General features: G+C 67.6%; 10 protein-coding genes. 9 read left to right on the top strand and 1 reads right to left on the bottom strand.

Translation table 11 applies throughout. From position 1 onward, the window contains the following. The first annotated feature begins 2 nt into the window (after positions 1 to 2). The 9 genes from NX02_RS24090 to NX02_RS24050 all read left to right on the top strand — a co-directional run bounded on the left by NX02_RS24090 (position 3) and on the right by NX02_RS24050 (position 10,528). A complete protein-coding gene (locus NX02_RS24090) occupies positions 3 to 425 on the top strand; it encodes a 23S rRNA (pseudouridine(1915)-N(3))-methyltransferase RlmH (protein WP_025294721.1) in 423 nt (140 codons plus the stop codon). Positions 426 to 428: 3 nt separating this feature from the next. After that, positions 429 to 1,631 carry a murein hydrolase activator EnvC family protein gene (locus NX02_RS24085; protein ID WP_245648692.1) on the top strand — a complete coding sequence of 401 codons (1,203 nt, stop codon included), beginning with the start codon at positions 429 to 431 and terminating at the stop codon, positions 1,629 to 1,631. 76 nt (positions 1,632 to 1,707) lie between these two features. Further along, positions 1,708 to 3,024, top strand: coding sequence for a S41 family peptidase (locus tag NX02_RS24080; protein WP_025294719.1), 1,317 nt, complete (start codon positions 1,708 to 1,710; stop codon positions 3,022 to 3,024). 19 nt (positions 3,025 to 3,043) lie between these two features. Next, a complete protein-coding gene (locus NX02_RS24075) occupies positions 3,044 to 4,408 on the top strand; it encodes a S41 family peptidase (protein WP_025294718.1) in 1,365 nt (454 codons plus the stop codon). Beyond that, the gene (locus tag NX02_RS24070) at positions 4,405 to 4,887 is read left to right on the top strand and encodes a disulfide bond formation protein B (RefSeq protein ID WP_025294717.1); all 483 of its coding nucleotides are present in this window, start codon (positions 4,405 to 4,407) and stop codon (positions 4,885 to 4,887) included. Before NX02_RS24075 ends, NX02_RS24070 begins: the two co-directional genes overlap by 4 nt. Continuing rightward, positions 4,884 to 5,414: a demethoxyubiquinone hydroxylase family protein gene (locus NX02_RS24065; protein ID WP_039996811.1), complete on the top strand. Its 531-nt coding sequence runs from the start codon at positions 4,884 to 4,886 to the stop codon at positions 5,412 to 5,414. Before NX02_RS24070 ends, NX02_RS24065 begins: the two co-directional genes overlap by 4 nt. Positions 5,415 to 5,493: 79 nt before the next feature. Beyond that, positions 5,494 to 5,895 carry a hypothetical protein gene (locus NX02_RS24060; protein ID WP_025294715.1) on the top strand — a complete coding sequence of 134 codons (402 nt, stop codon included), beginning with the start codon at positions 5,494 to 5,496 and terminating at the stop codon, positions 5,893 to 5,895. Positions 5,896 to 6,435: 540 nt separating this feature from the next. Then, complete coding sequence (locus tag NX02_RS24055; RefSeq protein ID WP_047099852.1) at positions 6,436 to 10,065, top strand: TonB-dependent receptor; 3,630 nt, start codon at positions 6,436 to 6,438, stop codon at positions 10,063 to 10,065. 73 nt (positions 10,066 to 10,138) lie between these two features. Further along, on the top strand, positions 10,139 to 10,528 hold the full coding sequence (locus tag NX02_RS24050; RefSeq protein WP_158014172.1) for a DUF6491 family protein: 390 nt from the start codon (positions 10,139 to 10,141) through the stop codon (positions 10,526 to 10,528). A 456-nt stretch (positions 10,529 to 10,984) separates the two neighbouring features. Here NX02_RS24050 and NX02_RS24045 read toward each other — a convergent pair whose 3' ends face one another. Next, entirely contained in the window at positions 10,985 to 13,351 is a 2,367-nt protein-coding gene (locus NX02_RS24045; RefSeq protein WP_025294712.1) for a glycosyl hydrolase family 95 catalytic domain-containing protein, read from the bottom strand. Between the last annotated feature and the right edge of the window lie 446 nt (positions 13,352 to 13,797).

Raw genomic sequence — 13,797 nt, 5'->3', positions numbered from 1 at the left:
CCGTGCTGCTCCACATCGTGGCGCGCGGCCGCATCGGCCGCACGGCTGAGGCCGAACTCGTCGATCGCTATCTCAAGCGGATCGTCTGGCCGACGCGCGTCACCGAACTGCCCGACACCGGCGGGAAATCGCCGCCGATCGACAGCGACAGCGTGATCGTGACGCTCGACGAGACCGGCGACCAGCTCGGCTCGCGCGCCTTTGCCGAGCGGCTGGGCGGCTGGCGCGATGCCGGCCGGCGCGAGGCGCGCTTCCTGATCGGTGCCGCAGACGGGCTGAGCGAGGCGGAGCGCGCGCTGGCGACGTTCAGCATCGCCTTCGGGCGGATGACGTGGCCGCACATGATGGCGCGCGCGATGCTCGCAGAGCAATTGTGGCGCGCGACGAGCATCCTCGCCAACCACCCCTATCACCGCGAAGGCTGAGCCGTGGGCCGCCGCCACGTGCCCTTGTTCGTGGTGTTCGCCCTGCTCGGCTGTGGGTTTGCGCTGGCCGCGCCCAATCCCGATCTTGCCGACGAACGGCGCGCGGTGGCCGAGGCGAAGCGCCAGTCGGCGCTGGCGACGGCGCGCGCACGATCGCTGCAGCAGCGGGCGACCGGCGAACGCGATGCCGCTGCGAAAACGGATGCGGAGGCCGCCGCCGCTGCTGCGCGCGCCCAGGCGGCCGAGGCGGATGTTGCCGCCGCCGATGGCCGCATCGCGATCGTCGCCGCGCTGCAGGCGCGCCAGCGCGCGCGGCTTGCCGCCCGCGAGGCGCCGATCGCGCGGCTGACCGCGGCGCTGCAGACGATGGCGCGCCGCCCGCCGGCGCTTGCCTTCGTGCAGCCCGGCTCCGCCGCCGATCTCGTCCATGTCAGGATGCTGCTCGGTTCGCTGTTGCCCGTCGTCCGCGCGCGGAGCGGCGGCCTTCGCGCCGAGGTTGCCGCCGGGCGGCGCCTGCGCCTCGCCGCGGATCGTGCCGCCGCCGACCGCCGCGCCGGGCATGCGCGGATCGCGGCGGAACAGCGCACGCTGGCGCGCCTCGCCGACGAGCATCGCCTGCGCGCACGCACGCTCGCGAGCGGTGCGATGCTCGAGCAGGATCGGGCGATGGCGCTGGGGGAAGAGGCGCGCGACCTCGTCGATCTCATGCGGCGAATCGAGGATGACGGCCTCGTGCGCCGCCGCCTCGAAGCCCTGCCGGCGCCCTTGCCGCGCCCCGCGCAGCCCGGTGCCGCACCCTTGCCGGCGGCTGTTGCGGCACCGCCCGCCGCGCCGGGCCGGCCGGCCTATCGGCTGCCGGTGGTCGGGCGCCTCGTCACCGGCCTCGGGGATCTGTCGGCGGGCGGCGTGCGCTCGCGCGGGCTGAGCTTCGCCACCCGGCCGGGCGCGCAGGTGGTGGCGCCGGCGGCAGGGCATGTCGTCTACGCCGGCCGCTATCGGGGTTTCGACGCGATCCTCATCATCGATCATGGCGGCGGCTGGATGACCTTGCTCGCCAATCTCGCGACGCTGCGGGCGGCGGTGGGCGACGATCTCGTCGCCGGCGCGCCGGTCGGTCGCGCCGGCGGCGGGCAGGCGCTGGTGACGGTGGAATTGCGGCGCGACGGCGAACCGGTGGACATCGCTCCGCTGGTCAGCGGAGGTTAAGCCGCGAGCGTCCTTGTGGTAGGGTAGCGCCGCGGGCTAGGGTCAACGGCGCATGTCGACAGGATTCCCGATTGCGATGAAGAAACCGTCCACGCGTACACTGGCGCTGATCGGCGCCGTGGTGCTGGTGCCTGCCGCGGCCGCGCTCGCGAACGTCAGCGCCGATACCTATCGGGAGCTCGACCGCTTCATGAGCGTGTTCGAGCGGGTGAAGGGCGATTACGTCGTCCCCGTCGAGGACAAGCAGCTCATCAAGGGCGCGATCGACGGGATGCTTTCCAGCCTCGACGCGGAGAGCGGCTATACCGCGGCGGACAGCGGCACGCGCTCCGCGGCGGGCCCCGCCGGCATCGGCCTCACGGTGACGATGGAGGATGGCGCGCTGCGCGTCGTCGCGCCGGGTTCGGGGTCGCCCGCCGAGCGGGCCGGGCTGAAACCCGGCGATTTCATCAGCCATATCGATGGCGAGCTCGCCTTCGGCCTGTCGCTGGCCGACTCGGTCGACAAGTTGTGTGGCGCGGTCGGATCCCCGGTGTCGCTCACCATCGCACGGCGCGGCCGCAGCAAGCCGTTCGACGTAACGCTGACGCGCGCGCTGCCCGGCGCCGCCACGGTCGGCTGGCGGCTCGAACATGGCGTCGGCGTCATCGACGTGAACGGCTTCGCCGCGGGCACCGCGGCGGAGCTCAAGGCCGCCATTGCCGCGATCGGGCGCCAGTCCGGCGGCCAGCCGCTCGGCTATGTCATCGATCTGCGGTCGACTGCGGGCGGCGACATGAATGTCGCGATGCTGGTGGCCGACGCCTTCCTCGACAAGGGGGAGATCGTCGAACGCCGCGGGCGCGAAACCACCGACGTCGTCCGTTCCGCCGCGAAGAAGGGCGATGTTGCCGAAGGGCTGCCGCTGGTCGTGCTGATCGACAAGGGCAGCGCCGCCGCCGCCGAAATCGTCGCGGGCGCGCTGCAGGACAATGGCCGCGCGCTGGTGATGGGCGATCAGAGCTATGGTCTCGGCAGCGTGCAGACGGTGGTGCCGCTCAACGCGGGCGGATCGATCCGCATCACCACCGCGCGCTATTACACCCCTTCGGGCCGCTCGGTGGACGAAAAGGGAATCGAGCCCGACCTCGAAGTGCCGCAGCTTTCGGATCCGGACCGGCCCAAGGCGGATGGCGGGCGCTTTGCCGATCTGCGCCGCCAGATCGTCCGCGAAGCCAAGGTCGACCAGGAGATTCTCGAATCCGATGCGGATCCCGATCCGCGCTTCAAGGCGACGCCCGAAGAGCTGAAGAAGCAGGGCATCACCGATTTCCAGATGAGCTACGCGCTCCGCGCGCTCGAGCGGCTGGGGGCGTCGCCGGGCGGCGCGCCGGCCGCGAGCCGGAGGCGCTGAGATGAACGAGGCGAACCCCATGTCCGATCGCCGTATCGCGCTCCGCGGCAAACCCGTGCTGCGCGCCGTCGCGCTGGTGTCCGCGATCGCGCTGGTGCCGCTGACCACCGCGGCGATCGCCCCGGTCGAGAGCAGATCCGCGCATGAGCTGGAATTGTTCACCGAAGTGTTCGAACGCGTGCGCAGCACCTATGTCGAGAAGGTCGACGACGAGAAGCTGATGAAGGGCGCGATCGACGGCATGCTCGCCAGCCTCGATCCGCACAGCTCCTATCTCGACGCGCGCGCCTTCCAGACCATGCGCACGCAGACCGAGGGCAGCTATGGCGGTCTCGGTCTCACCGTCCAGGCGGAAGATGGCGCGGTCAAGGTGGTGACCCCCACCGAGGATACCCCCGCCGATCGCGCGGGCATCAAGGCCGGCGACTATATCACCCACCTCGACGGCAAGCTGATCTATGGCGGTACGCTCGACGATGCGGTCGATCAGATGCGCGGCCGCCCCGGCACCAGCATCCGCATCACTGTCGTGCGCCCCGGCCGCGACCAGCCGTTCGACGTGACGCTGACCCGCGAGATCATCGAGCTGAAGCCGGTGAAGTGGGAGGTGAAGGACGGCATCGGCGTCATCAACATCAACGCCTTTTCGCAGAACACCGGCCAGGCGGTGCGCGCGGCGATCGTCGGCATCGAAAAGTCGCTCGGCCATGCGCCCACCGGCTATGTCGTCGATCTGCGGTCGAACCCCGGCGGCCTGCTCGACGAGGCGGTCGACGTGTCCGACGTGTTCCTCGAACGGGGCGAGATCGTCGAGCAGCGCGGACGCCGCCGCAGCGATTTCGACCGCTACGACGCGACCCCGGGCGATGCCACGCGCGGGCTGCCGGTCATCGTGCTGGTCGATGCAGGCTCGGCTTCGGCCGCCGAGATCGTCGCCGGTGCGCTGCAGGATCATCATCGCGGGCTGGTGATGGGCGAGCGCAGCTTCGGCAAGGGATCGGTGCAGACATTGCTGCCGCTTTCCGAGACGACCGCGCTGCGGCTGACCACCGCGCGCTACTATACCCCCTCCGGCCGCTCGGTGCAGGAAGGCGGCATCGAGCCCGACGTGCTCGTGCCGCAGCTGTCCGATCCCGACTACAAGACGCGGCCGCGCTTCCGCGAGGCGGATCTGCGCCGCCACCTCGTCAACGACGCCAAGGTCGACAATACGGCGTTCGAGACCGACACGAAGGATGATCCGCGGTTCATCCTGACGTCGGAACAGCTCGAGAAGCAGGGCATCAAGGACTTCCAGTTGCACTACGCGTTGCAGACGATCGCGCGGCTGAAGCCGCCCGCGCCCCGCACGGCCGCCGCCGCCCCGAGGCCGCGCAGCCGGTGACCGGGCGACAGACCGGCCGCGTTCTGGCCCTCATCATCCCCGCAGCGCTGCTGGGCGGCGCGCTGCTCTCGCAATATGGCTTCGGCCTTCACCCTTGCGAGATGTGCTATTGGCAGCGCTGGCCGCACGAAGTGGCGATCGGCGCGGCGATCGTCGGGTTGCTGCTCGGCCGGCGTTCGGCGGGCACCGCGCTGGCGGTGGTCGCGGCGATCGCGATCATCGCCAGCGGCGCGATCGGCCTGTTCCACGCGGGCGTCGAATATCGTTGGTGGGAAGGCCTCACGACCTGTTCGACGACGCCTGGCAGCGGCAGCGGCGATGTGCTGGCCGATATCATGAACGCGCCGCTGATCCGGTGCGACCAGGCGCAATGGACGCTGGCGGGCATCTCGCTGGCCGGCTTCAACGCGATCTTCTCGATCCTCGGCGGCGGGCTGGTGCTCTGGCTGATCGGTCGCAAACAGGGAGGCTTCGCATGAGACGTCCGGGAGATGGTGGAGACGGCACGGCGGCGATGCTGCGCGTCGACCAGGCCGGCGAATATGGCGCGACCCGGATCTATGCCGGCCAGCTCGCGATGATGGGCGATCGCGCACCCGCCGGGCGGGTGATCGCGCGGATGGCGGCGCAGGAGGAACGGCATCGCGCGGTGTTCGACCGGATGATCGCCGAACGCGGCGTGCGGCCGACGCTGTTGCAGCCGCTGTGGAATGTCGCCGGCTTCGCGCTCGGCGCCGTCACCGCGGCGATCGGGCCCGAGGCGGCGATGGCGTGCACCGCCGCGATCGAGACCGAGATTGATCACCATTATGGCGAACAGCTCAGGCAGCTCGGCGACAGCGATCCCGAACTCGCCGATCGCATCGCCGAGTTCCAGGCCGAAGAGGTCGAGCATCGCGAGACCGCGATCGCGGAAGGGGCCGAACGTGCGCCCGCCTATCCGCTGATGAGCGCGGCGATCCGTCTGGGCTGCCGCGTTGCGATCGGGCTGTCGCGCCGAATCTGATCGCCCGGGGATAGGAATCGCGCGCCGGGCTTTTATCTGGTCTAAGGCGGACTGAGCGTAGCGACGGAAGGATTGCGCGATGACGGGCATGAAGCGGTTTGTTTCCCTGCTGACCGTGGCGGTCGCAATTCCGATGGTCCAGGCGCCGCCGGCCGTCGCGCAGAGCGGCGAGCGGGTGGTTATCGTCTATGGCGACGATGCCTGCCCGACCAGCGGCACCGGCGAGGAAATCGTCGTGTGCGCGCGCAAGCCGGAGACCGAACGTTACCGCATTCCCGAGGAACTGCGCTCGTCCAACCCCAGCCCGGCGTCGGCAAGCTGGGCATCGCGGGCCACCAGCATCGAATATGTCGGACGCAGCGGCACGGACAGTTGCTCGCCTTCGGGTGCCGGCGGCTGGACGGGCTGCTATGCCGATCTGATGCGCAAGGCGCGCGAGGAAAAGAAGGCCGCCGCGGCGCAACGCCGTGAGGAACCCTGAGCGTCCACCAGCCGTAATCCTGCTGCCCTGATCTTATGAAAGCGGGGTGCCGTGCGGCACCCCGCGACCTGTTTGCCGGGCGCGAATCACCCGTCGGCGAACCCGCTTTCCCACCAGTGATCGATTCTGCTCCCGGCCCATCCCGGTCCGGTCGAGCACGCCCTGGTCCGGTCCGCAACCGGCCACGCCACGTCTCGCGCATCGCCATTCGCCCACCCGCGCGCACGCTCGAACGTGTGCGGTGATGGGGCGCGCCGCGGCCGTATAGCGGCAGTTGTAGCGCTACCAGAACTTGTGCGTGGAGCAGTTGTCGGGGCGTCTTGTGGCCGCTGTCCATCAGTCAGCGACGATTAAGATATTTATATGATCAAACCACTTGAACAGCGTTCGACTCGTAGATAGTTTTACATGGCGTTCCACAGTTCCACATAATGGATCGTGCCGCTGGCCGGCACAGCCGTTGGATGGGTACTGGGGCGCGGGGGCAGCATAAGATCAGCGCCGCGGTATCGCGGCCGGCTAACAGGGAGAGGAAGGCTGATGCACAGTCGATCTGTGTCACGCAGGCTGTTGAGGATCACCGTATCCTGGACCGTTCTTGGCATTTCGGTAATCGGCTGCAACGGCGCCTTTGCGCAAGTGCCGGATGACCAATCCTCGTCATCGCCGGACGGAGCGAATTCAACCGAACAGGAAATCATCGTCGTCGGTTCGCGTGCAAGCCAGCAATCCGCCAATAATCGCAAGAAGACCGCCAAGACCGCAACCGATTCGATCGTCGCGGACGACATCGGTTCCTTCCCGGATCGCAACGTCAACGAAGCGATCTCGCGCATCCCGGGCGTTGCACTTGGCCGCAACGAATTCGGCGAAGGTGATAGCGTCGCGGTGCGCGGCAACGGGCCGGACCTGACCCGCGTCGAACTCGACGGCATCGGCGTCCAGAGCACCACCGGCCTCGCGCTTTCCGCTGGCAGCGGGCGCAGCGCCGATTTGCGCGAACTTCCCGCCGAACTGGTCAAGAGCGTCGACGTCGTCAAGGGCTCGACCGCCGACATGACCGAAGGCTCGCTGGGTGGCACCGTCCAGATCAAGACGCGCACCGGTCTCGACTTCAAGAAGCCCTATTTCTCCTTCCGTGCCGGTGGCAGCCAGAACAGCCTCGGCAAGGACATCACGCCCGATTTCAACGCGGTCGCATCGCGCAAGTTCTTCGACGACCGCCTCGGCGTCATCATCAGCGGCACCTATTCGAAGCTGCAGAACAATGGTCATGGCTATGAGACCACGACCAGCAACAATCGCGGCTATTCGCGCCTGTTCGACTTCGACCAGTCGCCGGAGAAGACGTTCCAGTACAATCCCGATACGCTGGGCACGCCCGACGCCGATGTCGTCTTCGCCAACAGCCTGGAAACGCCGCGGAGCCTGATCACCAAGGCGGCGGGCGCGCAGAGCAAGGCGGAATGCTTCAACCTCTTCCCGAACAACCCCTCCGGCAACGCGGCGCAGCGCGGCCAGCGTATTCTGGAACAGCAGAGCTGCCTGAACCAGTGGAACGACTATACGCCGTCGCTGATCCGCAACTTCATGAACACGCAGACCGACGAGCGCTACGCTCTCGACGCGCGTCTCGATTACAAGCTGACCGATGATCTGACCGTGTTCGTGAAGGGCACGATGGCGAACCGCAAGGTTCACGATCAGAACCGCAGCCGCACCCCGGTGACCCTGTTCGGCCAGAACATCAACGGCACCTTCGTCGATACCACCACCGGCTATCCGCGCCAGCGCGCCGTTTCGCCCAATGCGCCGGCCGGCTACTATCTCTATGACGGCCTCAACAATGTCGGCGGCAACGCGACCTTCGGCAATGTGCTGAACGTCGTCCCGGGCAGCGTCGTCGTTGACGACGCGCACAATGTCACCGCGATGACGCTCACCAACAATTCGGTGAACATCGACCAGATCGAAAACACCATCGACACCAAGACCAAATATGGTCAGTTCGGTGCCGAATATCGCGGCGAGCGGCTCGAGATCGACGCGATGGCGGGTCTCACCCAGGCGCGGTCGAGCCGCGGCGATATGCGCACCGCGCGCTCCTATGCCTATGGCAATGCCGACATGGTGCTGCAGCCCAACGGGCTGTGGGATATCGTCGTGCCTGCCGGCTATGACGAGACCAACCCGGCGAACTTCGTCCAGTTGAATGCGCCGGCCTGCATCGGCGGCGGCACCGCGCCGACCTGCACCGGGCAGAACGCGGTCGTAGCAGGGCCCAATGCGCCCGCGTCCCCGCTTTATACGGTCGGCCAGATGCCGCTGACGACGCCGAGCTTCGGCGTCTCCTACTCGCCGGCGCTCGGTGAATCGTCCGAACGGATCGCGAAGCTCGACCTGTCCTATCGTACCGACGAGATCATCCCGTTCATCAGCCGGGTGAAGGTGGGCGGCATGTATCGCCGCAACAAGCTCGATCGCTGGGGGGGCGGCGGCTACACCGTCAGTTCCGCGGTCGGCACCTTCGGCCAGCCGGGCTATATCCCCGCCGTCATCGTGCCCACCGCCAATGTCCGCGGCACGCTGCGGGCCTGCCAGCCGACCGCGGGCTCCTCCGCGCCGGGCGGCCTCTCGTGCAATTATGGCTTCGTGCCAAGCACCAACCCGCTCAACGTCCGCTCGGGCGTCGATACGCTGACGCCCGACGAACTGCGCGCGCTGTTCGAACAGACGCTGGAAGACAGCGACTCGCAATATTTCGACGGTCTGCCGAACCGCGGCAACCTGCCCGATGCGTGGCAGGGCATCCGCACCGATCAGCTCTTCGCCGCGCTCGGCGCGTCGGATTTCATGAACTTCGACTGCCTCAAGAGCTGCGTGGGCAGCGACGGCCAGACCTACGACCAGCCGGTCACCCGCGTCCGCGAGGAGATCAAGAACGTCTATGCGATGGCCGATTTCGAACAGCCGCTGCCGCTCGGCCTGCTGCTCAACGGCAATGCCGGCGTGCGCGGCGTGTTCGCCAAGGTCAGCGGCTCGGCGCTGCTGACGCTGAGCTCGATCCGCGCGACGCCCAACTACAACCCGGCGGATCCGGACAATCCCGGCGGCATCATCGTCCAGACCTTCGCCCAGAACACCACGCTCAACTCGACCACGTCGGATTGGCTGCCGAGCTTCAACGTCAACCTCTGGGCGTTCAACGAAACGCTGGTGCTGCGCGGCTATGGCGGCAAGACGGTGGCGCGCCCGGGCATGGATCGCCTGATCGCCGGCGGCAACTGCACGATCGACGAGCGCACCTTGCTCGATACGTCGGGCGACGACATCTTCGGCTGCACCGGCCGCGTCGGCAATCCGGGGCTGAAGCCGTTCACCGCGTGGAGCTACAACGCGGCGCTGGAATGGTATCCCAATGCGGATACCCTGTTCTCGGTCGCCTATGGCAAGCTCGACGTGAAGATCGGCAACCCGATCGCCGCCACCGTGACGGCGCGGCCGTTCGAGGGTAGCGACCAGATCGATCCGGGCACGGGCCAGCCGCTCTCCGAATATGAGTTCAGCTATCCCACCTGGGAAAACGGCCCGGGCTACAAGCGCGACATCTGGGAATTCAGCGCGAAGACCGCGTTCACCTTCTTGCCCTGGTTTCTGAAATATACCGGCGCGGATGCCAATTTCTCGATCCTGCAGTCGGCCACCACCACCGGCCAGCGCGATCCGCTGACGGGCGACGTGATGCTGCCGCCCAACGAATCGAAGCATTATCTGAACGCGTCGCTCTGGTATGACGACGGCAAGCTCAACATGCGCGTCGCCTATCAGAAGCGCAGCTCGACCTTCAATTGCATCACGCCCTGCGGCGGGAATACCGGCGACATCAATTATCCTGGCGAGCAGTGGACCAATGTCCGCCTTGTCGCGCCCGGCTATAATCCCGGCGTGCCGCGCTTCACGGACAGCACGACCTTCATCGATGCGAAGATCTCCTACAACATCACCCGCAGCTTCCAGGTCTATCTGGAAGGCCGCAACGTGAACCGGGAATCGCAGACGGTCTCCACCGGCGAATATGTGCCCTTCGGTGATGGATCGCCGCGCATCATGCGTCTCTCCTATGGCGGCCGCCGTGTGATGGCCGGTGTACGCGTCCAGTTCGGCAACTGATGCGTTAGGCCTCCTTGTTGGTCCGGGGCGGCGGTTCCCTTCCCGCCGCCCCAAAGCTGCTTGGGAAATGAATATGCGGCTCGGCTGGGTTCTGCTTGCGGCGGCAACGGCCGTATCGGCCTGCAGTGCGGCACAGGCGCCGGTCGCCGGCGGCCGCGGCCCCCAATGCTTCTACCCCTCGCAGATTGGCGGTTTCCAGCCGGCGGGCGATGACCGCGCGATCGTTCGCGTCGGATTCCGGCAGGCGTGGGAACTCACGCTCTCACCCGGTTGCCCGAGCATCGACTGGGCCACCAACATCATATTGCGCCCGCGCGGCGGCGAACGGGTCTGCCCCGGCCGGCCGGTCGACATGCTCGTGCCGGAAGCGGGCGGGCGGGCGTATCGGCGCTGTCTGGCGAATGACGTGCGGCGGCTGTCGAACGAAGAAATGGCGAAGGCGTTCGGGACGGCGAAGGAGTAAAAGCCCTCTCCCCTCGGGGGAGAGGGTTGGGTGAGGGCCTTCTTCTGCTTCTTTTCAGCGGCAGATCCGCTTGCCTCGCTTCGCTCGGCCCCTCACCCCGACCCTCTCCCCCAGGGGGCTATGGCATTCACACATCAGGGCGGAGGGCCGAATGTTCCTCCCCGAGCTCTGCTCGGGGAGGGGGGCCGCCGGCGAAGCCGGTGGTGGAGGGGCTGGCTCGGACCTGCTCGCTCGTGCCGCAGAGAGATCAAATGCTTCGGCGCCGGCCCCTCCACCACGCGCTGGCGCGCGCGAGTGGGGTTGGATTGCCCCCGGCAATCCAAGATCGTGCCGGGGGCACGATCGACCCCATCTCGCCCCTCCTCGTTCCGGGGAGGACATATCCGCGCGCTCGTCCTGCAGTGTGTGAATCCGATAGCCCCCAAGGGGAGAGGGAGTTGCGACGCGTCTCTCGGGTCAGAGCGTATAGACGCGCCCCGCCTCCAGCTGCACGACGCCGTCGATCGGCACGCGCTTTCCACCGCTCGTCAACGCCGCCACCGCCGACCCTTCCGGCAGCACGATCCGATACGCGACATCCCGCTGCGGCCGCAGCGTGAGCGTGCTCAGCTTCCCCGCGTCCCAGTCGAGATCCACGACCAGCCCGCCCCGCGCACGCGCGCCCTTCAGCGATCCCTTGGCCCACGCCGCGGGCAGCGCAGGCAGCAGCCGCAGGCGGCCGCCATGGCTCTGCATCAGCATCTCGATCGTCGCCGCGGTGGCGCCGAGATTGCCGTCGATCTGGAAGATCGCGCTCTTGCCCGCCGGATGGGTGTCGAACAGGTTCTCCGCGGTCGAATGCTGGAGCAATTTGGTGAACATCGCCAGCGCGCCGTCGCCGTCGCCCAGCCGCGCGTGGAAGATCGTCAGCCACGCCGCGCTCCAGCCGGTATGGCCGCCGCCATGGGCAAGCCGCCCCGCGATCACCTTGCGCGCCGCTTCGGCCAGATCGGGGGTTTCGAGCGGGTCGATCTCGATGCCGGGGTGCAGCCCGAACAGATGCGAGATGTGGCGGTGGCCCGGTTCGGCCTCGGGCAGCGGCTCGCTCCATTCGAGGATGCGGCCATCGGTGCCGATCCGCATGCGCTGGAGGCGGGCGATCGCGGCTTCGCAGCGCTCCGCCAACGCCGCTTCGGTGCCGAGGATGCGCGCGGCGTCCGCGGTAAAGCGCAGCACGGTGAACGCCATCGACTGCGCCATCGTGCAGCCCATGTCGAGAAAGCCAGCCTTGCCGTCCGGCAGCAAATAGCTGTTCTCCGGAGAACCGGCGGGGCCGGAGACGAGTTTGCCGGTGCGCGGATGCGCGACGAGATAGTCGAGCGTGAATGCGGCGCAGGATTTGAGGAAGGGCAGGGCGCGGTCGCGCAGGAACCGGGTGTCGCCCGAATAGAGATAATGCTCCCAATAATGGAGCGAGAGCCACGCCAGCCCCTCCGGCCACAGCCCATATTGGATGCGCCCGTCGAGCGCGGTGTGGCCCCACGGATTGGTGGTGTAGTGCGCGACGGCACCGCGGGCGCCATAGGCGATCTGCGCGGTCTTCTCGCCGAACGGCTTCAGCCGCTCGGCATAGTCGAACAGGCTGGCGTGCAGCGCGCCCAGCCCGCACGGCTCGGCGGGCCAGAAATTCATCTGGATGTTGATGTTGATATGATAGTCGGCGCTCCATGGCGGCGAGAAGCCGTCCGCCCACAGTCCCTGCAGGTTGGGCGGCAGCGATCCGGGCCGCGCGGACGAGATCAGCAGATAGCGGCCGAAGTTGAAATGCGTCTCGATCAAGGCCGCCTGCGCCGGGCCCCCGGTGGCGGTGAGGCGCTCGGCGGCGAGCGGCGGCGCCGGTTCGGTCGCCAACGCCAGATCGATCGCGTCGAACAGCGCGCGATGGTCGCGCTGCTGGCTGTCGAGCAATTGCTGCCATGACCGAGCGCGGGCGGCCTTGAGCGCGGCGAGGCTCTGCCCGGCCGGATCGGCTTCGATCAGGTCGGTCGCCGCGGTCAGCCGCAGGATCACGACCTTCGCATTCCTCACCTCGAACCCGGTCTCCGACGGCTCGACCCCGCCCCCCTCCACCGCGCAGGCCAGGCGCGCGCAGAAGGCAGTGCCATGCGGCGTCGGCTTGCCGGCGAGGGTGACGATGTCGCCCGCGCGCGAGACCGTGGCATCCTGCCCGCGCGACAGCTCGATCGCCAGCGACATGCCGTCTTTCGCGGTCGTTTCCAGCCGGATCAGCAGCGCCTTGTCGGGGAACGAGGCGAGCACGGTACGGGTATAGCGCGCGCCGCCGATCTGATAGCTGGTGCGCGCCTGCGCGGTCGCCATGTCGAGAGCGCGCAGATACCCGGTCGCCCGATCGCCATGCGCGAAGCGCAGGGTCAGGTCGCCCAGCATCTGGTAGCTGCCATAATCCTCCGTCTTGAGCGGCGCCATCATCTGTGCCTGCGCCAGCGCGTCGGCGGCGGCGCGGTCCCCGGCGAACAGCAGGCGCCGCACCTCGGGGAGGGCCGCGCGCGTCGTGGCGGGATTGTCCTCCACCGTGCGCCCGGACCACAGCTCGATATGGTTCAGCTGGATCCGCTCGGTGCCGATGCCGCCGAACACCATCGCGCCGACACGGCCATTGCCCACCGGCAGCGCCTCCAGCCATTTCGCGGCGGGCGCATCGAACAGCAGCGATTTGGTCGCACCCGCGGTCCCGGCGCGGGTTGCGGCATGGGCGCTGCGCGCGGCCAGCGCCGGCAGCAGGCTGAGCGCGAGCATACCGGTCATCGTTTCGCGACGGGACATGTGAGGCTTTGCGTCAAAGGCCATTCCGATCTCCCGATGTGACCGCCACTTTTACACGTGACATTCATATTTATCAGATGAAAGTCATGCGGAATGATACCCTCGCCTGTCAAGCAGATCGGAACCGAGGCCGTGCTTCGTCGCGGCGCAGCGCGTCGCGCGGCCCGGCTCGCGCAGGCGATGCGCGGGCTGATCGGCAAAGGCTGCCGCTGACCGCCTGATTCCGCACGGCGAAAGCCCGGGCCGCTGCCTGCGATCGCCCGGGCGGCACCAGTGGCAGTGGCCTGAGCGATTTTCTGAGGGGTGATCGCGTCCGCTGCGTATTTGAAGCGGGGATGCACGTGTAAATATTTACCCAAATCATTGATTTAAAACAAAATAATGAATTGACCTGTATATACATTTGATGCTTTTTCGCGTCATTCGGATCAGGGTTTCGGGGGAAA

The organism is Sphingomonas sanxanigenens DSM 19645 = NX02 (genome assembly GCF_000512205.2).
GTDB classification, from domain to species: domain Bacteria; phylum Pseudomonadota; class Alphaproteobacteria; order Sphingomonadales; family Sphingomonadaceae; genus Sphingomonas_D; species Sphingomonas_D sanxanigenens.
This window is presented reverse-complemented; position numbering and strand designations above follow the sequence as displayed.

Excerpts from the sequence above, each read along its gene's own strand:
- NX02_RS24075 (WP_025294718.1), top strand. The coding sequence starts at position 3,044 with ATGTCCGATCGCCGTATCGCGCTCCGCGGCAAACCCGTGCTGCGCGCC.
- NX02_RS24050 (WP_158014172.1), top strand. The coding sequence starts at position 10,139 with ATGCGGCTCGGCTGGGTTCTGCTTGCGGCGGCAACGGCCGTATCGGCC.
- NX02_RS24065 (WP_039996811.1), top strand. The coding sequence starts at position 4,884 with ATGAGACGTCCGGGAGATGGTGGAGACGGCACGGCGGCGATGCTGCGC.
- NX02_RS24080 (WP_025294719.1), top strand. The coding sequence starts at position 1,708 with ATGAAGAAACCGTCCACGCGTACACTGGCGCTGATCGGCGCCGTGGTG.
- NX02_RS24055 (WP_047099852.1), top strand. The coding sequence starts at position 6,436 with ATGCACAGTCGATCTGTGTCACGCAGGCTGTTGAGGATCACCGTATCC.
- NX02_RS24045 (WP_025294712.1), bottom strand. The coding sequence starts at position 13,351 with ATGTCCCGTCGCGAAACGATGACCGGTATGCTCGCGCTCAGCCTGCTG.
- NX02_RS24060 (WP_025294715.1), top strand. The coding sequence starts at position 5,494 with ATGACGGGCATGAAGCGGTTTGTTTCCCTGCTGACCGTGGCGGTCGCA.